This is a genomic window from Serratia sp. 2C06 (assembly GCF_050037615.1).
In the GTDB taxonomy this organism is placed as follows: domain Bacteria; phylum Pseudomonadota; class Gammaproteobacteria; order Enterobacterales; family Enterobacteriaceae; genus Serratia; species Serratia ureilytica.
Genome location: NZ_CP188299.1, coordinates 5,017,947 through 5,041,619, shown reverse-complemented (window position 1 = coordinate 5,041,619; position 23,673 = coordinate 5,017,947). Strand labels below are relative to the sequence as shown.

23 protein-coding genes are annotated in these 23,673 nt (G+C 61.4%); 20 read left to right on the top strand and 3 right to left on the bottom strand.

The window, feature by feature from the left end; translation table 11 throughout:
* The first annotated feature begins 39 nt into the window (after window positions 1-39).
* The 18 genes from iscA (at window position 40) to ACP3TA_RS24500 (ending at window position 17,119) form a co-directional block, all read left to right on the top strand.
* Window positions 40-363: an iron-sulfur cluster assembly protein IscA gene (iscA, locus tag ACP3TA_RS24585; protein WP_004941410.1), complete on the top strand. Its 324-nt coding sequence runs from the start codon at window positions 40-42 to the stop codon at window positions 361-363.
* 62 nt (window positions 364-425) lie between these two features.
* Complete coding sequence (hscB, locus tag ACP3TA_RS24580) at window positions 426-947, top strand: co-chaperone HscB (RefSeq protein ID WP_025303915.1); 522 nt, start codon at window positions 426-428, stop codon at window positions 945-947.
* A gap of 32 nt (window positions 948-979) precedes the next feature.
* Complete coding sequence (gene hscA / locus ACP3TA_RS24575) at window positions 980-2,830, top strand: Fe-S protein assembly chaperone HscA (protein WP_197790671.1); 1,851 nt, start codon at window positions 980-982, stop codon at window positions 2,828-2,830.
* 2 nt (window positions 2,831-2,832) lie between these two features.
* Window positions 2,833-3,168: an ISC system 2Fe-2S type ferredoxin gene (gene fdx, locus ACP3TA_RS24570; protein ID WP_004941417.1), complete on the top strand. Its 336-nt coding sequence runs from the start codon at window positions 2,833-2,835 to the stop codon at window positions 3,166-3,168.
* Between the two features lie 32 nt (window positions 3,169-3,200).
* A complete protein-coding gene (gene iscX, locus ACP3TA_RS24565; protein ID WP_006327336.1) occupies window positions 3,201-3,401 on the top strand; it encodes a Fe-S cluster assembly protein IscX in 201 nt (66 codons plus the stop codon).
* Window positions 3,402-3,624: 223 nt separating this feature from the next.
* Window positions 3,625-4,920: an aminopeptidase PepB gene (gene pepB, locus ACP3TA_RS24560; RefSeq protein WP_033635597.1), complete on the top strand. Its 1,296-nt coding sequence runs from the start codon at window positions 3,625-3,627 to the stop codon at window positions 4,918-4,920.
* 89 nt (window positions 4,921-5,009) lie between these two features.
* On the top strand, window positions 5,010-5,840 hold the full coding sequence (sseB, locus tag ACP3TA_RS24555; RefSeq protein ID WP_033644091.1) for an enhanced serine sensitivity protein SseB: 831 nt from the start codon (window positions 5,010-5,012) through the stop codon (window positions 5,838-5,840).
* A 161-nt stretch (window positions 5,841-6,001) separates the two neighbouring features.
* The gene (gene ndk / locus ACP3TA_RS24550) at window positions 6,002-6,427 is read left to right on the top strand and encodes a nucleoside-diphosphate kinase (RefSeq protein ID WP_004941424.1); all 426 of its coding nucleotides are present in this window, start codon (window positions 6,002-6,004) and stop codon (window positions 6,425-6,427) included.
* Window positions 6,428-6,664: 237 nt separating this feature from the next.
* Complete coding sequence (locus tag ACP3TA_RS24545) at window positions 6,665-7,861, top strand: bifunctional tRNA (adenosine(37)-C2)-methyltransferase TrmG/ribosomal RNA large subunit methyltransferase RlmN (protein ID WP_142075904.1); 1,197 nt, start codon at window positions 6,665-6,667, stop codon at window positions 7,859-7,861.
* A gap of 97 nt (window positions 7,862-7,958) precedes the next feature.
* Window positions 7,959-8,708, top strand: a complete 750-nt coding sequence (pilW, locus tag ACP3TA_RS24540) for a type IV pilus biogenesis/stability protein PilW (protein WP_122016741.1) — start codon at window positions 7,959-7,961, stop codon at window positions 8,706-8,708.
* Complete coding sequence (gene rodZ, locus ACP3TA_RS24535) at window positions 8,698-9,672, top strand: cytoskeleton protein RodZ (RefSeq protein WP_033644090.1); 975 nt, start codon at window positions 8,698-8,700, stop codon at window positions 9,670-9,672. Before pilW ends, rodZ begins: the two co-directional genes overlap by 11 nt.
* Window positions 9,673-9,719: 47 nt before the next feature.
* Window positions 9,720-10,841 (top strand): flavodoxin-dependent (E)-4-hydroxy-3-methylbut-2-enyl-diphosphate synthase, encoded by a 1,122-nt coding sequence (ispG, locus tag ACP3TA_RS24530; RefSeq protein WP_016929756.1) that lies wholly within the window; start codon window positions 9,720-9,722, stop codon window positions 10,839-10,841.
* 139 nt (window positions 10,842-10,980) lie between these two features.
* Entirely contained in the window at window positions 10,981-12,255 is a 1,275-nt protein-coding gene (gene hisS, locus ACP3TA_RS24525; protein WP_049299977.1) for a histidine--tRNA ligase, read from the top strand.
* Between the two features lie 13 nt (window positions 12,256-12,268).
* On the top strand, window positions 12,269-12,889 hold the full coding sequence (locus ACP3TA_RS24520) for a YfgM family protein (protein ID WP_033635592.1): 621 nt from the start codon (window positions 12,269-12,271) through the stop codon (window positions 12,887-12,889).
* An 11-nt stretch (window positions 12,890-12,900) separates the two neighbouring features.
* Entirely contained in the window at window positions 12,901-14,082 is a 1,182-nt protein-coding gene (gene bamB / locus ACP3TA_RS24515) for an outer membrane protein assembly factor BamB (protein WP_046687651.1), read from the top strand.
* Between the two features lie 255 nt (window positions 14,083-14,337).
* The gene (der, locus tag ACP3TA_RS24510) at window positions 14,338-15,828 is read left to right on the top strand and encodes a ribosome biogenesis GTPase Der (RefSeq protein WP_004941442.1); all 1,491 of its coding nucleotides are present in this window, start codon (window positions 14,338-14,340) and stop codon (window positions 15,826-15,828) included.
* Between the two features lie 99 nt (window positions 15,829-15,927).
* Entirely contained in the window at window positions 15,928-16,884 is a 957-nt protein-coding gene (locus tag ACP3TA_RS24505; RefSeq protein ID WP_169539708.1) for an AEC family transporter, read from the top strand.
* 13 nt (window positions 16,885-16,897) lie between these two features.
* Entirely contained in the window at window positions 16,898-17,119 is a 222-nt protein-coding gene (locus tag ACP3TA_RS24500; RefSeq protein ID WP_004941446.1) for a zinc ribbon domain-containing protein, read from the top strand.
* Window positions 17,120-17,123: 4 nt separating this feature from the next.
* Here ACP3TA_RS24500 and ACP3TA_RS24495 read toward each other — a convergent pair whose 3' ends face one another.
* The 3 genes from ACP3TA_RS24495 to ACP3TA_RS24485 form a co-directional block, all read right to left on the bottom strand.
* Window positions 17,124-17,465 (bottom strand): protealysin inhibitor emfourin, encoded by a 342-nt coding sequence (locus tag ACP3TA_RS24495; RefSeq protein WP_016929750.1) that lies wholly within the window; start codon window positions 17,463-17,465, stop codon window positions 17,124-17,126.
* Window positions 17,465-18,490, bottom strand: a complete 1,026-nt coding sequence (locus ACP3TA_RS24490; RefSeq protein ID WP_046687648.1) for a M4 family metallopeptidase — start codon at window positions 18,488-18,490, stop codon at window positions 17,465-17,467. Before ACP3TA_RS24490 ends, ACP3TA_RS24495 begins: the two co-directional genes overlap by 1 nt.
* 62 nt (window positions 18,491-18,552) lie before the next feature.
* Window positions 18,553-19,623: a LacI family DNA-binding transcriptional regulator gene (locus tag ACP3TA_RS24485; protein ID WP_426784469.1), complete on the bottom strand. Its 1,071-nt coding sequence runs from the start codon at window positions 19,621-19,623 to the stop codon at window positions 18,553-18,555.
* 359 nt (window positions 19,624-19,982) lie between these two features.
* Here ACP3TA_RS24485 and ACP3TA_RS24480 point away from each other — a divergent pair, with 359 nt between their 5' ends.
* On the top strand, window positions 19,983-21,293 hold the full coding sequence (locus ACP3TA_RS24480; RefSeq protein WP_033651564.1) for an MFS transporter: 1,311 nt from the start codon (window positions 19,983-19,985) through the stop codon (window positions 21,291-21,293).
* A gap of 11 nt (window positions 21,294-21,304) precedes the next feature.
* Window positions 21,305-23,671 (top strand): TIM-barrel domain-containing protein, encoded by a 2,367-nt coding sequence (locus ACP3TA_RS24475; protein ID WP_060660353.1) that lies wholly within the window; start codon window positions 21,305-21,307, stop codon window positions 23,669-23,671.
* The last annotated feature ends 2 nt before the right edge of the window (window positions 23,672-23,673 follow it).

Genomic DNA, 23,673 nt, shown 5'->3' with positions numbered 1-23,673 from the left:
CCGGCCGCGCCGGGCTTTGATGTGAAGTGTGAGGTTGTGATGTCTATTACCATGAGCGACAGCGCTGCGCAGCGTGTTCAGGCGTTTTTGACGAACCGCGGCAAAGGTCTCGGCCTGCGTCTGGGAGTGCGAACTTCCGGCTGCTCCGGGATGGCGTACGTGCTGGAATTTGTTGACGAAGCCAACGATGACGACATCGTGTTTGAAGACAAAGGCATCAAGGTGATCATCGACGGCAAGAGCCTGGTCTACCTTGACGGCACCGAGCTTGATTTTGTTAAGGAAGGCCTGAACGAAGGCTTCAAGTTCAACAACCCGAACGTCTCAAGCGAATGCGGCTGCGGCGAGAGTTTCAACGTCTGACAGTCCATCGTGCTCCCCCGTTTCGGCGGGGGAACTTCATCCGCTAACGCCCAGAGCACGCTATGGATTACTTTACTTTATTCGGGCTGCCAGTTCGCTACACCGTGGACGGCAGCCTGCTTGCGTCCCGCTTCCAGGATCTGCAGCGCCAATTTCACCCCGATCGTTTCGCCAACCAGCCGGAGCGCGAACGCCTGATGGCGTTGCAGCAGGCGGCGACCATCAACGAAGCTTACCAGTCGCTGAAGCACCCGTTAAAACGCGCGGAGTATATGCTATCGTTGCACGGCTTCGATCTGGGCAACGAACAGCATACGATGCGCGACACCGCGTTTCTGATGGAACAGCTGGAGCTGCGCGAAGAGCTCGACGCCATTGAGCGCAAGCCGGAAGCGGAAAGCCTGCTGGCCGATTTCGGCGCGCGGCTGGCCTCCTCCATCAAGCAGCGCAGCGCGCTGATGCTGCAGCAGTTGGACAGCGAACAGTGGGCGGATGCCGCCGACACCGTGCGCAAGCTGCGCTTTTTGGACAAACTCCAGCAACAGGTTGAACAACTCGAAGAAAAACTGCTGGGTTTTGAGTAACACCTTCTGATTCTGATTGTGGAAGCTTCAACATGGCCTTATTACAAATTAGTGAGCCTGGCCTCAGCGCCGCGCCGCACCAGCGACGTCTGGCCGCCGGCATCGACTTGGGCACCACCAACTCGCTGGTCGCCACGGTGCGCAGTGGGCAAGCAGAAACGCTGGCCGACGATCAGGGACGCCATTTGCTGCCTTCGGTGGTGCATTATCAGGCGGACGCGCAGCGCGTCGGCTGGGATGCGCGCCAACAGGCGGCGCAGGATCCGGCCAATACCGTCAGCTCCATCAAACGCATGATGGGCCGTTCGTTGGCGGACGTGCAGCAACGTTACCCGAACCTGCCGTATCAATTTCAGGCCAGCGACAACGGCCTGCCGCTGATCGTCACCGCCGCCGGCCCGGTTAACCCGGTTGGCGTCTCCGCCGATATCCTGCGGGCGCTGTCCGCGCGCGCGCAAGCGGCGCTGGAAGGCGAGCTGGACGGCGTCGTGATTACCGTTCCCGCTTACTTCGACGACGCGCAGCGCCAGGGCACCAAAGACGCGGCGCGTCTGGCCGGCCTGCACGTCCTGCGCCTGCTGAATGAGCCGACCGCGGCGGCGATCGCCTACGGGCTGGATTCCGGCCAGGAAGGGGTGATCGCGGTTTACGATCTGGGCGGCGGCACCTTTGATATCTCCATTCTGCGCCTCAGCCGCGGCGTGTTCGAAGTGCTGGCCACCGGCGGCGATTCCGCGCTGGGCGGCGACGATTTCGATCACCTGCTGGCCGACTGGTTGCGCGAGCAGGCCGGCGTGGCCGATCGCAGCGATCACGGTGTGCAGCGCCAACTGCTGGACGCCGCCATCGCCGCCAAAATCGCGTTGAGCGATGCCGACAGCGTGTGCGTTGAGGTCGCCGGCTGGCAGGGCGAGGTGACCCGCGCCCAGTTCGAAGCGCTGATCGCTCCGCTGGTGAAACGTACGCTGATGGCCTGCCGCCGCGCGCTGAAAGATGCCGGCGTCGCCGCCGACGAGGTGCTGGAAGCGGTGATGGTCGGCGGTTCCACCCGCGTGCCGCTGGTGCGTGAGCAGGTGGGGGGCTTCTTCGGCCGCACGCCGCTGACGTCGATCGATCCGGATAAAGTGGTCGCCATCGGCGCCGCGATCCAGGCCGACATCCTGGTGGGCAACAAGCCGGACAGCGACATGCTGCTGCTGGACGTGATCCCGCTGTCGCTGGGCCTGGAAACCATGGGCGGCCTGGTGGAGAAAGTGATCCCGCGCAACACCACCATTCCGGTGGCGCGTGCACAGGAGTTCACCACCTTTAAAGATGGCCAGAGCGCGATGATGATCCACGTGCTGCAGGGCGAGCGCGAGCTGGTGCAGGATTGCCGTTCGCTGGCGCGCTTCACGCTGCGCGGCCTGCCGCCATTGCCTGCCGGGGGCGCGCATATTCGCGTCACCTTCCAGGTGGATGCCGACGGTCTGCTGAGCGTTACCGCGATGGAGAAATCCACCGGCGTCGAAGCCTCGATCCAGGTCAAGCCGTCGTACGGCCTGTCGGACAGCGAAATCGCCGGCATGATCAAGGATTCGATGGCCAACGCGCAAAGCGACGTGGGCGCGCGCAAGCTGGCGGAGCAACGCGTGGAAGCCGCGCGGGTGCTGGAAAGCCTGCAGGGCGCGCTGGCCACCGACGCCGCGCTGCTGAGCGAGGCGGAAAGCCAGGCGATCGCCGCCGCGACCCAGGCGTTGCAGCAGGCGGCGCAGGGTGAAGATCCCGCCGCTATCGAAGACGCCATCAAAACATTAGATGCACAAACGCAAGATTTTGCCGCGCGCCGCATGGACGCTTCCATTCGCCGCGCGCTGGCTGGCCATTCTGTGGATGAGGTTTAACCATGCCTAAAATTGTTTTCCTGCCCCATCAAGATCTGTGCCCGGAAGGGGCGGTTCTGGAAGCCGAAAAAGGGGAGTCGATCCTCAACGTTGCGCTGCGCAACGGCATTGAAATCGAGCATGCCTGCGAGAAATCCTGCGCCTGCACCACCTGCCACTGCATCGTGCGTGAAGGCTTCGATTCGCTGGAAGAGAGCAGCGAGCTGGAAGATGACATGCTGGACAAAGCGTGGGGGCTGGAGCCGGAAAGCCGTCTGAGCTGCCAGGCGCTGGTCGCCGACGAAGATCTGGTGGTCGAAATGCCGCGCTACACCGTCAACCACGCGCGTGAGCATTAATTGTTAGCCGCAGCGCCAACCCGGAGATCATAATGGGACTGAAGTGGACCGACAGCCGTGAAATCGGCGAAGCCCTGTACGACCAATACCCGGACACCGATCCGAAAACCGTGCGTTTTACCGACATGCATCAGTGGATCTGCGATCTCGAAGAGTTCGACGACGATCCGCAGGCTTCCAACGAAAAAATACTGGAAGCGATCCTGCTGGTCTGGTTAGATGAAGCGGAGTAAATAGCGTAACGGGCTGCCATGGGCGGCCCGTTTATTTTGTATCCGACATACCCGTCGTCTTTCAAACCGCAGCGTTGTTACCTGCACGATCACACCCCAGTCACTTACCTGAGTAAGCTCCTGGGGATGAGATCGCTGGGCGCCTAGCTGCAATTTGAAATCCATAGGGTATGCAATAAAGCCCTAATGAAATAATAAAGGGAACATCCGGAGTAAGAAGGCTATGACAACAGAATTCATGCAGGTCACGCTGTCGCAACAACCTGCCGACGCCCGCTGGGGCGAGAAAGCGCTGCTGAGCACCAACGGCGAAGGGATGACCATCCACCTGACCGGCGCCGACAAGCTGGGCGCGATCCAGCGCGCGGGCCGCAAAATTGACGGCCAGGGCATCAAAAACGTCAAGCTGGCCGGCGACGGTTGGGATTTGGAAAACAGCTGGGCGTTCTGGCAAGGCTATCGCGGGCCGAAAGGGCAGCGCAACGTCGAATGGGCCGAACTGCCGGAAGCCGCGCGTCAGGAGCTGGATAAGCGCCTGAAGATCGTCGACTGGGTGCGTGATACCATCAACATGCCGGCGGAAGAGCTGGGGCCGGAGCAATTGGCGACCCGCGCCGTCGATCTGATGTGCGACGTCGGCTGCGATGCCGTCAGCTACCGCATCACCAAGGGCGAAGATCTGCGCGAGCAGAACTATGCCGGCATCCACACCGTCGGCCGCGGCTCCGAGCGCCCGCCGGTGCTGCTGGCGCTGGACTTCAACCCGACCGGTAACCCGGACGCGCCGGTGTTCGCTTGCCTGGTCGGCAAGGGCATCACCTTCGATACCGGCGGTTATAGCCTGAAACAGAGCGCCTTTATGGATTCGATGAAGGCTGACATGGGCGGTGCGGCCACCATCACCGGCGCCCTGGCGCTGGCGGCGGCGCGCGGCCTGAAGCAGCGCGTGAAGCTGTACCTGTGCTGCGCCGACAACATGGTCAGCGGCAACGCCTTCAAACTGGGTGACATCATTCGCTACCGCAACGGCAAAACCGTTGAGGTGATGAACACCGATGCGGAAGGGCGCCTGGTGCTGGCCGACGGCCTGATCGACGCTTCTGAGCAGAATCCGCAACTGATTATCGACTGCGCCACCCTGACCGGCGCGGCCAAAACCGCGGTGGGCAACGACTACCACGCCCTGTTCAGCTTCGACGATGCGCTGGCGCAGGAGCTGCTGAGCAGCGCCGCCGCCGAGCAAGAGCCGTTCTGGCGTCTGCCGTTGGCCGAGTTCCACCGCAGCCAGCTGCCGTCCAACTTCGCCGAGCTGAACAACGTGGCCGGCCCGGCCTACACCGCCGGCGCCAGCACCGCGGCGGCCTTCCTGTCGCACTTCGTCAAGAATTACCAGCAAGGCTGGCTGCACATCGACTGTTCCGCCACCTACCGCAAAGGCGCGGTGGAGCAGTGGTCGGCCGGCGCGACCGGTTTGGGCGTGCGTACCCTGGCCAATCTGCTGCTGAGCAAAGCCAAATAATTGAACGCCCGCCGCGTCGGGCGCTAGAATGCGCATTATCTTCGGGGCCCAGCATGCTGGGCCTCGCTATTTGATCCCTGGAGTTTGCCATGAGTTCCCATCATCACGATGCCGCCCCGAGCGAGAACGAGCTTGAACGCCTGCTGAAGCTGGCGGTGACGGAGCCGGCCCACCGTCCGGCGTTCTTCCGTGAACTGCTCGACGCCACGGTGCTGATCCTCGGCGACAGCGAGCAGGTGCAGCAGGACGGCGACATCACGCTGAACGCGGATACGCCGGTCAATATCCAGCATTGGGAAAAGCAGGACGGCGGCAGCATCATTCCGTTCTTCACCTCGCTGGAAGCGTTGCAGAAGGCCGTTGAGGACGAACAGCCGTTCATCGCCATGCCGGCTCGGGTGCTGTTTGAAATCACCCAGGGCGCGGATCTGTTCCTCAACCCGAAGGCGGAATACGGCAAAGAGTTCTACCCGGAAGAGGTGGCGATGCTGCTGGCGACCGGCGGCGTCGTCAAACCGGTTGAGCATTACGTCGACAAAGAGACCCAAATCCTGTTGGGGCAGCCCGAAGAGTACCCGTCGGCGATGGTGGATGCGCTGACCACGCTGTTCAGCCAGCGCAAACCGGTGCGCCGCGCGTTTCTGGCGCTGATGCACGACCAGGCGGCGGACGAGAAGCCGAATCTGCTGATCGGGCTGGAAGTGGATGCAGAACCGGCGGAGATCGAGGCGTTGATCAACGAGGCCGGCAGCGTCGCCAGCGAAACGGCGCCGAATGACGAACCGGTCGATTTCTGCCTGGTGTCGGAGAAAGAGCGTGGCATCAGCCACTACCTGATCGCCCATACGCAGCCGTTTTATCAGCGCCGCTGGGGCAGCTGGCTGCGCAATTTGATCCCGTCCACCGACAAAACCCAGTAACGCGGCGCGTGGTCGGAAATGCCGCAGGAAGATCATATTTTTTTAATGAAATGTTGATTTTCCCGTAGGCAAGCGTTAACGGCGCACATATAATCTGCGCCACTTGAGAAGGCCGGCAACATTGCAGACCGGCCTGTTTTGGAAGTCATACAGAGGCCATCATGACCGTAGAACGTACCTTTTCCATCGTTAAACCAAACGCTGTAGCCAACAACGACATCGGCGCTATCTACGCGCGTTTCGAGCGCGCCGGTTTCAAAATCATCGCCGCTAAAATGCTGCGTCTGACTCGCGAGCAAGCTGAAGGCTTCTACGCTGAGCACAAAGGCCGCCCATTCTTCGACGGTCTGGTAGAGTTCATGACCTCCGGCCCAATCATGGTGCAGGTTCTGGAATCTGAAAACGCCGTGCAGCGCAACCGCGACATCATGGGCGCAACCAACCCGGACAACGCACTGGCCGGCACCCTGCGCGCCGACTACGCGGACAGCTTCACCGCTAACGCCGTTCACGGTTCCGACTCCGTTGAATCCGCACAGCGTGAAATCGCTTACTTCTTCAACGAAAGCGAAATCTGCGCACGTTAATCGTGCCGTTTCTGAGCTGATAGCCAGGCATTCACCGGCTGAAACAATAAAAATGCCCTGAATGCCTTTCAGCCATAGAAACCCGCTACTAAAATTTGTACAATGCCGCGCCCCTGATAAGACGACTTGTCAGGGGCGTGTTTTTAGTGCCGCCACCCGAATCTCGCGGGCTGAAATGCACAACTTACTTTCCATTCTTTAGCGCCATAACGTGTAATAACGAGGCCAGAGATCATTATGTTAGAACCCATCACGTCCGAGCACACCGTGTCTGAAAATAATTCGCTGACTACCCCCTCCGTTAACGTGGAGCAACCGGCTGCGGCCAAAATCAACCTGCTGGATCTGAACCGCCAGCAAATGCGCGAGTTCTTCGCCGAAATGGGCGAGAAACCGTTCCGCGCCGATCAGGTGATGAAGTGGATTTATCACTACTGCTGCGACGATTTCGAGCAGATGACCGACATCAACAAAGTCCTGCGCGGCAAGCTGCAGCGCGTGGCGGAAATCCGCGCGCCGGAAGTGGCGGAAGAACAGCGCTCGGCCGACGGCACCATCAAGTGGGCGATCAAGGTGGGCGATCAGCAGGTCGAAACCGTGTACATCCCGGAAGCCGACCGCGCGACGCTGTGCGTCTCCTCGCAGGTGGGTTGCGCGCTGGAGTGCAAATTCTGTTCGACGGCGCAGCAGGGCTTCAACCGCAACCTGCGCGTGTCGGAAATCATCGGCCAGGTGTGGCGCGCGGCGAAAATCATCGGCGCACTGAAGGTGACCGGCCAACGCCCGATCACCAACGTGGTGATGATGGGCATGGGCGAACCGCTGCTCAACCTGAATAACGTGGTGCCGGCGATGGAAATCATGCTGGACGACTTCGGCTTTGGCCTGTCCAAACGCCGCGTGACCCTGTCTACCTCCGGCGTGGTGCCGGCGCTGGACAAGCTGGGCGACATGATCGACGTGGCGCTGGCCATTTCGCTGCACGCGCCTAACGACACCATCCGCGATGAGATCGTGCCGATCAACCGCAAGTACAACATCGAGACCTTCCTGTCCGCGGTGCGTCGCTACCTGGAGAAATCCAACGCCAACCAGGGGCGCGTCACCGTCGAGTACGTGATGCTGGATCATATCAACGACAGCACCGACGATGCGCATCAGTTGGCGGAAGTGCTGAAAGACACGCCGTGCAAGATCAACCTGATCCCATGGAACCCGTTCCCGGGCGCCCCTTACGGCCGCAGCTCCAACAGCCGGGTGGATCGTTTCTCCAAGGTGTTGATGGAATACGGCTTTACGACTATTGTTCGTAAAACCCGCGGTGACGATATCGACGCCGCCTGCGGGCAACTGGCGGGTGAAGTGATCGACCGTACCAAGCGTACCCTGAAAAAGAAAATGGCCGGGGAACCTATCAGCGTACGGGCGGTCTGAATCCTATAGCACCTTTTTTGTTATCTAACAGCCTGTTATGCGAGATGTTGACGCTAATGGGCGTTAGCTGACGGCCGATAAGGAAATGAATGCGGGCATGAAGCTGAAACTGTGGTGTGTGTGGCTGGCGGTCGGGTTGTTGGCCGGGTGTTCCGGCTCATCGCCGGAAAAGGAAGCACAGGTCGCTGAGGCGGGCCAGACGCGGTTGCAGCTGGGGCTGGAGTACCTGCAGCAAGGTGACATGGACGCCGCGCGCCAGAACCTGGAAAAGGCGCTGGACGCGGCCCCGCAGGATTACCGCACGCAGTTGGGCATGGCGCTCTACGCGCAGCGGATCGGTGAAAACGCCGCGGCCGAACAGCGTTATCGGCAAGCGCTCAAACTTGCGCCGGGCAATGGCACCGTACTGAATAATTACGGTGCGTTTCTTTGCAGTTTAGGGCAGTATGTACCGGCGCAACAGCAGTTTAGCGCTGCGGCGCTGGCGCCCGATTATGGTCAGGTCGCTGACAGCCTGGAAAACGCAGGTTACTGTTTTCTCAAGGCCGGACAAAACGATGAAGCGCGCACGCTGTTGAGCCGCGCGCTGAAAGTCGATCCGGACAAAGGCGCTCCGCTGTTGGCGGAGGCCGAAAAGCAATTTGGAGAAGGGAAGCGCGCCCAGTCGCAACTTTTATTGGATGTTTATCAGCATGTTCTGCCGGCTAGCGCCAGCAGCTTATGGTTACAGATTCGTTTCGCCGCGTTAGCCGGCCGTCAGGATAGCGTTCAACGCTATGGCAAGCAGTTAGCGCGAAGTTTTCCACAATCCAAACAGTACCAGCAGTTCTTAGCTAATGAATACTGAAGCCTCCCAAGATAAAACCGTATCCATGACGACGGGCCAGCGCCTGCGTCAGGCCCGTGAGCAACTCGGGCTGAGCCAACAGGCCGTTGCAGAACGCCTGTGTCTCAAAATGTCCACCGTGCGCGATATCGAGGAAGACAGCGTGTCCGCTGACCTCGCGTCCACCTTCGTGCGCGGCTACATCCGTTCCTACGCCAAGCTGGTGCATTTGCCGGAAGACGAACTGCTGCCGATGCTGGCCAAGCAGGCGCCGTTGAAGATGGCGAAAGTGGCGCCGATGCAAAGCTTCTCGCTGGGCAAGCGCCGCAAGAAACGCGACGGCTGGCTGATGAGCTTCACCTGGCTTATCGTGTTCGTGGTGATTGGCCTGACCGGCGCCTGGTGGTGGCAAAACCACAAGGCGCAGCAGGAAGAGATCGCCACCATGGCCGATCAATCCTCCGCGCAGCTTTCACAGAATAACGAAGGGCAGTCCGTGCCGCTGACGGACGGCAACGCCGACGCCGGCACCAACGTGCCGTTGACCGACAACAGCGCCGCGCCGGCCGATACCGGCGCAGCGGCTCAGGCGCCGGCGGCGACCGCCCAGACGCCGGGCGCGGCTCAGCAACAGCCTGCCGTGGTGTCGCCAAGCCAGACCACCCTGCCGGAAACCGCGCCGGCGGCGCAATCGCCGCTGCCGACCGCCGATGCGGGCGTGGCTGCGCCGGCGGCCGATCCGAACGCGCTGGTGATGGATTTCTCCGCCGACTGCTGGCTGCAGGTGACCGACGCGAGCGGTAAAACGCTGTTCAGCGGCACCCAGAAGCAGGGCGGCAAGCTGAACCTGACCGGCACTGCGCCGTACAAACTGACCATCGGCGCGCCGGCGGCAGTACAGATCCAGTATCAGGGTAAACCGGTTGATTTGAGCCGGTTCGTTAAGTCAAACCGTGTTGCTCGCCTGACCGTCGCCGCGCAGTAATCGCGCGGCCCCGGTCGTGATGTCAGAGCAGCAATGGAGAGTAAGTAATGCATAACCAAGCGCCCATCAACCGTCGAAAATCTACACGCATTTACGTCGGCAAGGTGCCTATTGGTGATGGCGCGCCGATTGCCGTGCAGTCGATGACCAACACCCGTACCACCGATGTTGAAGCAACGGTTAATCAGATTAAAGCGCTGGAGCGCGTGGGCGTCGACATCGTCCGCGTTTCGGTTCCTACCATGGACGCCGCCGAGGCGTTCAAGCTGATCAAGCAGCAGGTCAACGTGCCGCTGGTCGCCGATATCCACTTCGATTATCGCATCGCGCTGCAGGTTGCCGAATACGGCGTGGACTGCCTGCGCATCAACCCGGGCAACATCGGCAACGAATCGCGCATTCGCTCGGTGGTGGACTGCGCCCGCGACAAGAACATCCCGATTCGCATCGGCGTCAACGGCGGTTCGCTGGAGAAAGATCTGCAGGAAAAGTACGGCGAACCTACGCCGGAAGCGCTGCTGGAATCCGCCATGCGCCACGTGGATATCCTCGATCGCCTCAACTTCGACCAGTTCAAGGTCAGCGTCAAGGCATCGGACGTGTTCCTGGCGGTGCAATCCTACCGTCTGCTGGCGTCGCGCATTGATCAGCCGCTGCATCTGGGCATCACTGAAGCTGGCGGCGCGCGCAGCGGGTCGGTCAAATCGGCCATCGGCCTGGGCATGCTGCTGTCTGAAGGCATCGGCGATACCCTGCGCATCTCGCTGGCGGCGGATCCGGTCGAAGAGGTGAAGGTCGGTTTCGACATTCTGAAGTCGCTGCGCATCCGCGCGCGCGGCATCAACTTCATCGCCTGCCCGACCTGTTCGCGTCAGGAGTTCGACGTGATCGGCACGGTGAACGCGCTGGAGCAGCGCCTGGAAGACATCATCACGCCGATGGACGTCTCGATCATCGGTTGCGTGGTGAACGGCCCGGGCGAAGCGCTGGTGTCCACCATGGGCGTGACCGGCGGCCACAAGAAGAGCGGCTTCTACGAAGACGGCGTGCGCCAGAAAGAGCGTTTCGACAACGAACAGATGATCGACCAGCTGGAAGCGAAGATTCGCGCCAAGGCCGCGATGATGGACGAAAGCAACCGTATCACGGTCAATCTGCTGGAAAAATAAGCGTTATCGCTACACGGCGGGCCTGTTGGCCCGCTTGTTTATGCACCTGAAGGGCGGAAAACCGCATCCGCGTTGAATACCGGGCGGCAAAGTCCCTATAATCAGGTTCATTTTTACAGACAACGGACAGAGAACTCACGTGGCAAAGAACATTCAAGCCATCCGCGGCATGAACGACTACCTGCCGGAAGAAACGGCATTATGGCAGCGTATTGAAGGCACCCTCAAGCAGGTGCTGGGCGGCTACGGTTACAGCGAAATCCGGTTGCCGATTGTAGAGCAGACCCCGTTATTCAAACGCGCGATCGGCGAAGTGACCGACGTCGTGGAAAAAGAGATGTATACCTTCGAAGACCGCAACGGCGAAAGCCTGACGCTGCGTCCGGAAGGGACGGCCGGCTGCGTGCGCGCCGGCATCGAACATGGTCTGCTGTACAATCAGGAACAGCGTCTGTGGTACATCGGCCCGATGTTCCGCTACGAGCGCCCGCAAAAGGGCCGCTATCGCCAGTTCCATCAGCTGGGCGCGGAAGTGTTCGGCCTGCAAGGCCCGGATATCGACGCCGAGCTGATCCTGCTGACCGCCCGCTGGTGGAAAGCGCTGGGCATCGCCGAGCACGTCAAGCTGGAGCTGAACTCCATCGGTTCGCTGGAGGCGCGCGCCAACTACCGCGATGCGCTGGTGGCGTTCCTGGAGCAGCACGTCGAGGTGCTGGACGAAGACTGCAAACGCCGCATGTACAGCAACCCGCTGCGCGTGCTGGACTCCAAGAATCCTGAGGTGCAGGCGCTGCTGAACGACGCGCCGCGCCTGTCCGAGTACCTGGATGAAGAATCCCGTGCTCACTTCGCCGGTCTGTGTGAACTTTTGGCGCAGGCAGGTATCCCATATACCGTTAACGAGCGCCTGGTGCGCGGTCTGGATTACTACAACCGCACCGTGTTTGAGTGGGTGACCACCAGCCTGGGCGCGCAGGGCACCGTCTGCGCGGGCGGCCGTTACGACGGTCTGGTCGAGCAGTTGGGCGGCCGCGCCACCCCGGCGGTCGGTTTCGCCATGGGCCTGGAGCGTCTGGTGCTGCTGGTGCAGGCGGTCAACCCGGAATTCAAGGCGCCGTCGGCTATCGACGTCTACGTCATCTCTTCCGGCGCGGGCACCCAGAGCGCGGCGATGCGGCTGGCTGAACAGGTGCGCGACGCGGCGCCGCAGCTGAAGCTGATGACCAACTACGGCGGCGGCAACTTCAAGAAGCAGATCACCCGTGCGGACAAATGGGGCGCGCGCATCGCGCTGATCCTGGGCGAGAGCGAAGTGGCGGCGCAGCAGGTGGTGGTGAAAGACCTGCGCAGTGGTGAACAAGAAACGCTGGCGCAAAGCGAAGTCGCTGCGCGTCTGGCTTTGATGTTAGGTTAAGGAGAAGGACACCGTGGAAGTCTATACCACTGAAAACGAACAAGTCGACGCACTGCGTCGGTTCTTTGCCGAGAACGGCAAAGCGCTGGCGGTGGGCGTGGTGCTCGGAATTGGTGCCCTGGTTGGCTGGCGTTACTGGCAGAGCCATGAAAACTCCAACATGATGGCGGCATCGCAATCCTATCAGGAAGCCAGCGATCGTCTGGCGGCCGGCAAGCCGGATGACGTGGCTGCCGCAGAGAAATTTGTCCAGGCCAACGGCAACAGCTACGGCGTACTGGCCGCGCTGCAATTGGCCAAGCACTTTGTCGAACAGAATGATTTCGCCAAGGCGGAACAACAATTGGCGCTGGCGCAGGGCCAGACCAAAGACGACAACCTGTTGGCGATGATCGACCTGCGTCTGGCGCGCGTCCAGCTGCAGGAGAAAAAGCTGGATGAAGCGCTGAAAACGCTGGATGGCGTGAAAGGCGAAGGCTGGGCGGCGATGATGCAGGATGTGCGCGGCGATGTGCTGCTGGCGAAGGGCGACGCCAAGGGCGCGCGCGAAGCTTACAGCAAAGGCATTGAGTCCAACGCTTCTCAAGCGCTGCAGGTTCTGCTGCGCATGAAATTGAATAACTTGTCCAGCTAAGGGGAATTCCCATGCAATTGCGTAAAACACTCTTGGTCGGACTGGTTTCCGCTGCCTTGCTGAGTGGTTGCTCGCTGTTTAACAGCGAAGAAGACGTGGTTACCATGTCGCCGTTGCCGAAAGTTGAAAATCAGTTTACGCCGAACAAGGCGTGGAGCACCTCGGTGGGCGACGGTATCGGTGAGTATTACTCCCACCTGCGTCCGGCCTATCAGGACAGCACCATTTACGCCGCCGATCGCTTCGGCATCGTGAAAGCGATGGATGCCGACAGCGGCAACGAGAAGTGGAAGGTCAATCTTTCCGAGAAGACCGGCTTCTTCTCCAGCAACCTGTCTGCGCTGCTGTCGGGCGGCCTGACGGTTGCGGGTGACAAGGTTTACGTCGGCAGCGAAAAAGCGGTGGTTTACGCATTGAACACCGCCGACGGCGCCATCGCCTGGCAGACCAAAGTGGCCGGCGAAGCGATCTCCCGTCCGGTTGTCAGCGACGGCATGGTGTTGGTGCATACTTCCAACGGCATGCTGCAGGCGCTGAACGAAGCCGACGGTGCGGTGAAGTGGACGGTTAACCTGGACATGCCTTCGCTGTCGCTGCGCGGTGAATCCGCGCCGGCCGTCGCCTTTGGCGCCGCCATCGTCGGCGGTGACAACGGCCGCGTCAGCGCCGTGCTGATGCAGCAGGGCCAGCTGATCTGGCAACAGCGCATTTCTCAGCCGAGCGGCGCGACCGAAATCGATCGCCTGAACGACGTGGACACCACGCCGGTGATCGTTGACGGCGTGGTCTACGCGCTGGGTTACAACGGCAACCTGACGGCGCTGGATCTGCGTTCCGGTCAGATCATCTGGAAACGCGAGCTGGGTTCGGTGAATGATTTCATCGTCGACGCGGGCCGCATCTACCTGATCGACCAGAACGATCGCGTGGTGGCGCTCAGCACCGAAGGCGGCGTGACCGTGTGGACGCAAAGCGATCTGCTGCACCGCAACCTGACGCCGCCGGTGATGTATAATGGTTATCTGGTGACCGGTGACGCCGAAGGCTATCTGCACTGGGTCAACACCACCGATGGCCGTTTTGTCGCCCAGCAGGAAGTGGACAGCTCCGGCTTCCTGTCTGCGCCGATGGTGGCCGGCGACAAGCTGGTCATCCAGGCTCGCGGCGGGAAAGTTTACGCTTTCACCCGCTAACGCCGCTCGTCGTAACCCTTCTTGCACCCGAATGATTTCGGGTTGCAGCCAGGCGGCAAGCGCATGAGTCCTCGGGAGCTTAGTGAGCTAAGTGACCGAGGCGAAGGTGCGCAGACAACGCCGCTGTGGCGCGAAAGATGAAGGGGAAAACGGCTCCTGAATGTTCAGGGGCCGTTTCGTATTTTATAAGCTGCACCGCTGGTGTCTATCCACAGTGCAGTAACGCATTGATTATTAAGTAATGAGGCTTCAACAATGATACCTGTCGTCGCGCTGGTCGGGCGCCCGAATGTGGGTAAATCCACCTTGTTCAACCGTTTAACCCATACGCGCGATGCGCTGGTGGCGGATTTCCCGGGGCTGACGCGTGACCGCAAGTATGGTCGTGCTGAAATCGAAGGCAATGAATTTATCATCGTCGATACCGGCGGCATCGACGGCACCGAAGACGGCGTCGAAACGCGCATGGCCGGTCAGTCGCTGCTGGCGATCGAAGAAGCGGACATCGTGCTGTTCATGGTCGACGCCCGCGCCGGCCTGATGCCGGCGGATCAGGGCATCGCCCAGCACCTGCGCAGCCGCCAGAAGGCGACCTTCCTGGTGGCCAACAAGACCGACGGTCTGGATCCGGACACCGCCACCGCCGATTTCTACTCGCTCGGTCTGGGTGAAGTGTTCGCTATCGCCGCTTCTCACGGCCGCGGCGTGACCCAGCTGATTGAACACGTGCTGGTGCCGTTCGTGCCGGAAAAACCGGAAGACGTCGAGCTGACCGAGGAAGAGGCCAACGCCGCTTACTGGGCCGAGCAAAACGGCGAAACGCTGGAAGGCGAAGAAGACGAAGAGCCGGAAGAAGCGTTCAATCCGCAGGATCTGCCGATCAAACTGGCGATCGTCGGCCGCCCGAACGTAGGTAAGTCTACGCTCACTAACCGTATCCTCGGCGAGGAGCGCGTGGTGGTGTACGACATGCCGGGCACTACCCGCGACAGCATCTACATTCCGATGGTGCGTGACGAACGCGAATACGTGCTGATCGACACCGCCGGGGTGCGCAAACGCGGCAAGGTGACCGAAACCGTCGAGAAATTCTCGGTGATCAAGACCCTGCAGGCGATTGAAGACGCCAACGTGGTGCTGCTGGTGATTGACGCGCGTGAAGGCATCTCCGATCAGGACCTCTCGCTGCTCGGCTTTATCCTCAATAGTGGGCGCTCACTGGTGATTGCGGTCAACAAGTGGGACGGCATGAGCGAAGAAGATCGCGAGCACGTGAAAGAGATGCTCGATCTGCGTCTGGGCTTCGTCGACTTCGCGCGCGTGCACTTTATTTCCGCCTTGCACGGCAGCGGCGTCGGCAACCTGTTCGAATCGGTACAGGAAGCCTACGAGTGCGCAACCCGTCGCGTAAACACCTCGATGCTGACCAAAATCATGCAGATGGCGGTTGACGATCACCAGCCGCCGTTGGTGCGCGGCCGCCGCGTGAAGCTGAAATACGCCCACGCCGGCGGTTACAACCCGCCGATCGTGGTGATCCACGGCAACCAGGTCAGCGATCTGGCCGATTCGTACAAGCGCTACCTGATGAACTACTTCCGTCGCTCGCTGAACGTGATGGGGACGCCGATCCGCATCCAGTTCAAAGAGGGCGACAACCCGTTCGCCGGCAAACGCAACCTGCTGACGCCGACCCAGATGCGTAAGCGCAAACGCCTGATGAGCCACCTGAAAAAGAGCAAGTAATCGCTCATGAGGGGCGCGGCAGTGATGCCGCGCCCCTTTTTTATTGGCCCGAAATCGTTTTATTATCTGAAGATTACCTCGCCTGTCTGAAGGAACACCATGTCCTGGGAAACCTGGAGTTTTGCGTTCGACGTCACCGTGCCGAATCTGCTGATGATGCTGCTGGGGATCCTGTTGCGCCATTGGCGCCTGATGGATGACCGCTTCGTCGACGGCGCGACCCGCCTGGTGTTCAATCTGGCGCTGCCGTGCCTGCTGTTTTTCAGCATCGCTACCAACCATCCGCAGCTGCTCGGCAATCTGCCGCTGGTGCTGTTCGGCGCGGTCGGCACGCTGGCGACCTTCCTGCTGCTGGAGCTGGCGGCCAGGTGGGTGGTGAAAGAACCGCGTGAGCGCGGGGTGTTCGTGCAGGGCGGGTTTCGCGCCAACACCGCCATCGTCGGTCTGGCCTACGCCATGACCGCCTACGGCAGCGAAGGCATTGCGCTCGCCTCGCTGTACCTGACGGTGACCGTGATCCTGTTCAACATACTGTCGGTCATCACCCTCGCGCGCAGCCTGCAGGGCGGGCAGGGCAAGAAAATCAGCCACCTGTCGCTGCTGCGCAGCATTGTCACCAATCCGCTGATCATCGGCCTGGTGTGCGGGCTGCTGTATGCGCAAACCGGGCTGGGTATCCCGACCGTGATCCGCCAAACCGGCAGCTATATCTCCGCGCTGTCGCTGCCGTTGGCGCTGCTGTGCACCGGCGCCAGCCTGGATTTCCGCGCCATGTTCCGCTCGTCCAACGTGGCGGCGCTGTCGTCGGCGGCCAAGCTGTTTCTGGTGCCGTTCCTGATGACGCTGGCCGGCTGGCTGTGCGGGTTTCAGGGGGCGGCGTTGGGCATCATCTTCCTGTTTTCCGCTACGCCGACCGCTTCGGGCAGCTATGTGATGACGCGCGCCATGGGCGGCAACGCCACGCTGGCGGCCAACATTATCGCTATCACCACCGTCGGGTCGTTCTTCACCACCGCGTTGGGGATCTATTTCTTGCGCTCATGGGGCGCGATTTAACCTGGGAGCCGTTATGGATGCGCATTGTCCGCACTGTCGTCAGACCATGAATTGGGTAGCGGGTCACTACCATTGTGCCGCCTGTCAGCGCGATTATCGGCAGCTGGCGAGCTGCCCGGAGTGCGGGCAGCCGCTGCAAGAGTTGAAGGCCTGCGGGGCGGTGGATTACCTGTGCCAGAACGGGCACGGGCTGATCTCCAAAAAACGGGTGAATTTCAGCTATCAGCCGCTGTAAGCCCTCACTCATCCACCTGGCCGGTTTTCCACAGATCCACCAGCGCCTGCGGCGCGCTGCTTTCCGGGATTAACAGCACGATCTCGGTGCTCAGGGTGGGGCTGGTGTAGTTGATCTGTACGCGATAGTAGCGCTGGTCGCCGCAGCCGGGGGAGTTGGGTTGGCCCTCTTCCTGGGCGTACGGCAGCGTCTGATTCAGCAACTGATTCAGGCGCTGCCGTTGCTCCGGCGTGATATCGGCCAGCGCAATGCGGCGCTGGCCCGCCAGTTTGGGAATGTAGGCGAAGCCTCCCTCGCGCGCCAGCTCAATGACCGTATCCTGATTGAGCGTCGGCAGCGGTTTCATTACTCCACCCCCACCTGATGCCAAGCCTGCTGCACCTTGTCCGCCACGCTTTGATCGAAACGCGCCTGCGCGTGTTTCACCGTGGCGCGGGCGAAGGTGGCGAAGTCGGCGTTTTGCGGCAGCGCTTTGTCGCACACCGTGTCATACCAGACGTAGCCGGCTTTTTCCCAGGCGAAGCCGCCCAGCGCGGTTGCCGCCAGGTAGAACGCGCGGTTGGGAATGCCGGAGTTGAGGTGCACGCCGCCGTTGTCTTCCTTGGTCTGGATGTAATCCTTCATGCTGGCGGGCTGCGGGTCTTTGCCCAGCAGCGGGTCGTCGTAGGCGGTGCCGGGCGCTGACATCGAGCGCAGCCCTTTGCCTTTGATGCCCTTGGCGAGCAGACCGGCGCCGATCAGCCAGTCGGCTTTATCGGCGGTTTGCTGCAGGTGGAATTGCTTGACCAACGAACCGAACACGTCAGACAGCGATTCGTTGAGCGCGCCGGACTGCTGGTAGTAGATCAGCCCGGCTTCGCTCTCGGTCACGCCGTGCGTCAGCTCATGGCCGACCACGTCGATGGCGATGGTGAAACGGTTGAAGATCTCGCCGTCGCCGTCTCCGAACACCATCTGCTGGCCGTTCCAGAAAGCGTTCTGGTACTCCTTGCCGTAGTGCACGCTGCCGACCAGCGGCAGCCCTTTATTATCCAGCGAATTGCGCCGGTAGGCCTGCCAGAAGAAATCGTAGGTGACGCCGAGATAGTCGTAGGCCTCGTCCACCGCCACGTCGTGGTTGCTGGGCTGCCCCTCCTTGCGCACCTGTTTGCCGGGCAGTTGGGTGCCGTTCTGGGCGTCGTAGATATCGCGGAGCGCTTCGCCGGCTCGGGCGTTTTTCTCGGTCGGTGAACGCAGCGGCTTGTTGCCGAGCAGGCTTTGCACGTGGTTCAGGGTGTGCAGCGCGCAGTCGCGCTGCGGGGCGTTACCGTGTTCAATAATGCGGCGCAGCATGTAGGGAGGAATGACGGAACGCATGCGCTGGGCTGGCATAGTGGCTCTCCTTAGGCAAAAAATTTACCTCATCGAATGAATGCACTGAGCCTAAGTGTAGTCTACTCGTCATAAAGCCTGTGGTTATGCGTGCTCACCGCCGGGGTGGTCTTGTGGGGACTGATGCGCCGCACCGAGGCGCGTACCGCCAACCGGCCATGCAGCAGCAGGTTGCACGGCGGTGCGTCGGCGCGCAGCATGCGCCGCTGCAGCAGCTGGATCGCCTCGTAGCCCAGCTCATCGCGCGGCACCTGTACCGAGGTCAGCGGCACGTCGTGTATTTCCGCCAGGTTGAAGCCATCGGTGCTCATCACCGATACGTCGCCCGGTACGCTCAGCCCCAGCTTGTTGAGCGCCTTGACCGCCCCGACCGCCATGTAGTCGCCGCCGGCCAGGATCGCCGTCGGCAGCGGGGCGCGGTTCAGGTAGGTGCTCAGCGCCTGTTCGGCCTTTTCGCTGCCGAAGCCGGAAGTGGTCACCAGATGGCGGCCGTCGTCGAACGGCAGATGATGCCGCGCGTAGGCCTGCCGGATGCCCGCCAGCCGCAGCTCCATGGTGTGGCGGCGCAGACACTGCAGGTTGAGAATATGGCTGTGCCCCTGCTGGAACAGATAGCTGGCGGAATAGTCGCCGATCAGCTGATGATCCGGCGAGACGCTGTCCAGCCGCATCTGCCGATCGGTGCAGTTGATCAGCACGCAGGGCTTGGGCAGATCGGCCGCCAGGGTATGGATGTGTTCGTCGTCGATGCCGATGATCAGCGCCGCTTCGGTGTGCGGATCGCTCATTTTTTCCAGAAACAGCGCGCCGTCGCTGTGCTGCTCTTCCAGGCCGCAGTAACGGATGCGCACCTCGTGCTGCATCAGTGCGGCGGCGATGCCCTGAATGACCTTGTAGTAGAAGATATCGGTGCGCACGTCGAACGCGCGCTGCGGCGCGAACACCATCACATTGTTCAACATCAGTCGGCCGCTGGAAATGCCCTGTAGAATGCCGTTTTGCTGCGCGCATTCCAGCACCTTGCGGCGCGCTTCGGCGCTGGTGTTGGCCTTGCCCGCCAGCACGCGGGAAACGGTGCTGATCGACAGCCCGGTTTGGCGGGCGATCTCCTGGATTTTCAGCTTTCCGTTCATTTTGTGATCTCCTTCAAATTCGTCCATGAGAATATTTTCACTGCGGCTTTTCAGCACTTTGACTGGATCCTGCGGCCATTATGACTATTTTTTCACCCGCCTGTGAAAATCTTTGCAAAAAACCCCGTTTCGCTGTGCGTGATCGCTGAGTAGTCTGCATTGGTACACCAATTTTAACGACTTGTCAGTCCAATTTTAACGGTGTGCAAAGAAGAAAACAAAAAATAAATCATGGGGTTGTGATGGACTGCCGGTCCGTTATGCGGGCGTTGGCCTGTGTTCACCGTCCCCTTTTGATAGCGCAATGTACCCTACCAATGCGCGCGTCGTTGTCACGGGCGGCCGCGGGGAGAGAACCGATGAGTGTGGAGATCAATCAGACGGTCGCGCAGAGCGGCCGGCGCAAGTTCAAATCGCTACGCTGGTGGATGCTGGCGCTGTTCTTGTTGGGCGTCACGGTCAACTACATTACCCGCAACTCGCTGGGCATTCTGGCGCCGGAACTGAAAACCAGCCTGAACATGAGCACCGAGCAATATGCCTGGGTGGTGGCGTCGTTCCAGTTGGCCTATACGGTATTTCAGCCGATCTGCGGCTGGCTGATCGACGTCATCGGCCTGAAGATGGGCTTTCTGATCTGCGCGGGCATTTGGGCGGTGGTGTGCATGCTGCACGCCGGCGCCGGCAGCTGGCTGCAACTGGCCATTTTGCGCTTCTTCATGGGGGGCGCGGAGGCGGCGGCCACCCCGGCCAACGCCAAGGCGATCTCCGACTGGTTCCCGAAGAAGGAGCGTCCGATCGCCGCCGGCTGGGCGGGCGTCGGTTTCTCCATCGGCGCCATGCTGGCGCCGCCGATCATCGTCATCGCCCACGTCTCCTTCGGCTGGCAGGGCGCGTTCCTGTTCTCGGGCGGGCTGGCACTGATCTGGGTAGTGCTGTGGTGGCTGTTCTACCACTCGCCCCAGCAGCACCCGAACCTCAGCCAACAAGAGCTGGATCTGATCCGTGAAGACAACGAGCCGGTGCTGCCGAAGCTGCCGTTCTTCACTTCGCTGGCCAGCCTGTGCAAGAACAAGAAATTCTATGGCATCGCCATCCCGGCCTTTCTCGCCGAGCCGGCCTGGGCGGTCTTCAGTTTCTGGGTGCCGCTGTACCTGGCCACCGAACGCGGCATGGATCTGAAGCAGATCGCGATGTTCGCCTGGCTGCCGTTCCTGGCGGCGGATATCGGCAGCGTCGCCAGCGGCTATCTCACCACGCTATACCGCAAATGGTTCGGCTGCAGCCGCGTCAACTCGGTGGTCGCCAGCTCGGTGACCGGCGCTTTCCTGATGGTGTCGCTGGCGTTCGTGGCGATCACCCAAGATCCCTATGTGGCGATCGCGTTGATCTCGATCGGCGGATTTGGCCATCAGGTGATCTCCTGCATGCTCAGCGCCCTGGTGGTGGAATCGTTCGATAAAAACCAAATGGCGACGGTCAACGGCATGCGCGGCTCCAGCGCCTGGATCGCCAGCTTCCTGTTCACGCTCCTGATCGGCGCGGTATCCGACACCCTCGGTTTCAACCCGCTGTTTATCGCGATGGGCTTCTTCGATTTGATCGGCGCCCTGTTCCTGATCGCCCTGATCGCCGAGCGCGGCGGTAAGAAAACCCCTTCACACAGCTAAGTGGAATATGTATGAAAACGTTGAAAAATTGGACGCTGGCGGCGCAGCATGCCGACCACGTCGAGCTGCTGGTCGATGAACGCCACCGTTTCTGCCTGTACGTGCTGGAAGACGGTCTGTTCCGCGTGTTGATCAAACGTGAGGGCGAGCTGGCGCTGGATCGCACCTGGAGCATTGCGCCGCAGGAGGATGTGCCCTGGGAGGGGCGAGATCGGCTCAGCGTCGCTGGTTTCAGCCTGCCGGGCTATCAGCTGCGCCGGGAGGGCGATCGGCTGGTGGTCAGCACGCCGCTGCTGCGCGTGACGGTGCATCAGCCGCTGTGGCTGGCGTGGGAGTATTGCAATGCCGCCGGCGAGTGGCGGCCGCTGGCGGCGGATCGGCCGACCAGCGCCTACCTGCTCAACGCGCACGGCGACGGCGTGGCGCATTACCAGCGGCGTTTCGCCGATGAGCGCTATTACGGCCTGGGGGAGAAGGCCGGCGATCTGGAACGCACCGGCCGCCGCTTCGAGATGCGCAACCTGGACGCGATGGGCTACAACGCCGCCAGCACCGATCCGCTGTACAAGCACATTCCGTTTACCATCACCCGCGGGCCGGAGGCGAGCTTCGGCCTGTTCTACGACAACCTGAGCAGCTGCTGGCTGGATCTGGGCAACGAGATCGACAACTACCATACGGCCTACCGCCGCTATCAGGCCGAAGCGGGCGATCTGGATTACTACCTGTTCCTCGGGCCGAAGGTTTTGGATGTCACCAAGGCGTTCGTGCGCCTGACCGGCCGCACCCACTTCGGGCCGAAGTGGAGCCTGGGCTACAGCGGTTCGACCATGCACTACACCGACGCGCCGGACGCCCAGCAGCAGCTGCAACAGTTCATTGCGCTGTGCCGTCAACATGCCATCCCCTGCGACTCTTTCCAGCTGTCGTCGGGCTACACCTCGATCAACAACAAACGCTACGTGTTTAACTGGAACTATGACAAGGTGCCGCAGCCCAGGCTGCTCAGCCAGGCGTTTCACGACGCCGGCCTCAAGCTGGCGGCCAACATCAAGCCGTGCCTGCTGCAGGATCATCCGCAGTATCAAGAGGTGGCGGCGCAGGGGCTGTTTATCCGCGATTCGCAAAGCGACGCGCCGGAACGCTCCAGCTTCTGGGACGACGAAGGATCGCACCTCGACTTCACCAATCCGGCGACGGTGCGATGGTGGCAGCAGGGCGTCACACAGCAGCTGCTGGAGATGGGCATCGATTCGACCTGGAACGACAACAACGAGTACGAAGTGTGGGACGGCGAAGCGCGCTGCCACGGCTTTGGACGGCCGATCGCCATCAAACATCTCCGCCCGGTGATGCCGCTGCTGATGATGCGCGCCTCGATGGAGGCCCAGTTGCGCTTTGCGCCGCAGCGGCGGCCGTACCTGATCTCGCGCTCCGGCTGCGCCGGCATGCAGCGCTACGTGCAGACCTGGAGCGGCGATAATCGCACCAGCTGGCAGACGCTGCGCTACAACATTCGCATGGGGTTGGGCATGAGCCTGTCCGGGTTGTATAACCTCGGCCACGACGTCGGTGGCTTCTCCGGTGACAAACCGGACGCGGAGCTGCTGGTGCGCTGGGTACAAAACGGCGTGATGCACCCGCGTTTCACCATCCACTCCTGGAATGACGACGCCACGGTCAACGAACCCTGGATGTACCCGGCCGCCACCCCGGCGGTGCGCGAGGCGATCAACCTGCGTTACCGGCTGCTGCCGTATTTCTACACGCTGCTGTGGCAGGCCTGCGCCGACGACGAGCCGATGCTGCGCCCGACTTTTCTCGATCACGAACAGGATGCGCGCACCTTTGGCGAAAACGACGATTTTCTGATTGGCCGCGATCTGCTGGTGGCCAGCGTGGTGGAGCCGGGGCAACGTCGCCGTTCGGTGTATCTGCCGGATAACGGCGAAGGCTGGTACTGCTTCTACAGCGGCCAGTGGTTCGGCGGCGGCCAGACGGTGACGCTGGCGGCGCCGTTGGAGCGTCTGCCGCTGCTGGTGCGCGCCGGGGCGGCGCTGCCGCTGTCGCAGCGGTTGGCGCATGTGGACGTGGCCGCCGACGATCGGCGCGAGCTGCGGCTGTTTCCGCTCAAGGGCGGCGGAGCGAGCGGCGGGCTGCTGTTTGAGGACGACGGCGAAAGCGACGGCTGGCGGCAGGGCGAGGCGCTGTGGCTGCGCTGGGAAATGCGCTGCGACCATCAGCGCATCATGCTGGATATCACGACGGAAGGGCATTTCCGCCCGGCCTGGCGCACGCTGACGCTCAGCCTGCCGGAAGGCGAAACGCGCGCGCTGTGGGTGAACGGTGAACCCGGCGAGCGTTTTACGCTGGAGTAGGG

Bases quoted from the DNA above. Each gene is read 5' to 3' on its own strand.
- hscA (WP_197790671.1), top strand. From the start codon at position 980: ATGGCCTTATTACAAATTAGTGAGCCTGGCCTCAGCGCCGCGCCGCAC.
- ACP3TA_RS24490 (WP_046687648.1), bottom strand. From the start codon at position 18,490: ATGCCAGCCCAGCGCATGCGTTCCGTCATTCCTCCCTACATGCTGCGC.
- ACP3TA_RS24545 (WP_142075904.1), top strand. From the start codon at position 6,665: ATGTTAGAACCCATCACGTCCGAGCACACCGTGTCTGAAAATAATTCG.
- ispG (WP_016929756.1), top strand. From the start codon at position 9,720: ATGCATAACCAAGCGCCCATCAACCGTCGAAAATCTACACGCATTTAC.
- rodZ (WP_033644090.1), top strand. From the start codon at position 8,698: ATGAATACTGAAGCCTCCCAAGATAAAACCGTATCCATGACGACGGGC.
- der (WP_004941442.1), top strand. From the start codon at position 14,338: ATGATACCTGTCGTCGCGCTGGTCGGGCGCCCGAATGTGGGTAAATCC.
- pepB (WP_033635597.1), top strand. From the start codon at position 3,625: ATGACAACAGAATTCATGCAGGTCACGCTGTCGCAACAACCTGCCGAC.
- hscB (WP_025303915.1), top strand. From the start codon at position 426: ATGGATTACTTTACTTTATTCGGGCTGCCAGTTCGCTACACCGTGGAC.
- iscA (WP_004941410.1), top strand. From the start codon at position 40: ATGTCTATTACCATGAGCGACAGCGCTGCGCAGCGTGTTCAGGCGTTT.
- iscX (WP_006327336.1), top strand. From the start codon at position 3,201: ATGGGACTGAAGTGGACCGACAGCCGTGAAATCGGCGAAGCCCTGTAC.
- ACP3TA_RS24485 (WP_426784469.1), bottom strand. From the start codon at position 19,623: ATGAACGGAAAGCTGAAAATCCAGGAGATCGCCCGCCAAACCGGGCTG.
- ndk (WP_004941424.1), top strand. From the start codon at position 6,002: ATGACCGTAGAACGTACCTTTTCCATCGTTAAACCAAACGCTGTAGCC.
- ACP3TA_RS24475 (WP_060660353.1), top strand. From the start codon at position 21,305: ATGAAAACGTTGAAAAATTGGACGCTGGCGGCGCAGCATGCCGACCAC.
- ACP3TA_RS24495 (WP_016929750.1), bottom strand. From the start codon at position 17,465: ATGAAACCGCTGCCGACGCTCAATCAGGATACGGTCATTGAGCTGGCG.
- ACP3TA_RS24480 (WP_033651564.1), top strand. From the start codon at position 19,983: ATGAGTGTGGAGATCAATCAGACGGTCGCGCAGAGCGGCCGGCGCAAG.
- sseB (WP_033644091.1), top strand. From the start codon at position 5,010: ATGAGTTCCCATCATCACGATGCCGCCCCGAGCGAGAACGAGCTTGAA.
- fdx (WP_004941417.1), top strand. From the start codon at position 2,833: ATGCCTAAAATTGTTTTCCTGCCCCATCAAGATCTGTGCCCGGAAGGG.
- ACP3TA_RS24505 (WP_169539708.1), top strand. From the start codon at position 15,928: ATGTCCTGGGAAACCTGGAGTTTTGCGTTCGACGTCACCGTGCCGAAT.
- pilW (WP_122016741.1), top strand. From the start codon at position 7,959: ATGAAGCTGAAACTGTGGTGTGTGTGGCTGGCGGTCGGGTTGTTGGCC.
- ACP3TA_RS24500 (WP_004941446.1), top strand. From the start codon at position 16,898: ATGGATGCGCATTGTCCGCACTGTCGTCAGACCATGAATTGGGTAGCG.
- bamB (WP_046687651.1), top strand. From the start codon at position 12,901: ATGCAATTGCGTAAAACACTCTTGGTCGGACTGGTTTCCGCTGCCTTG.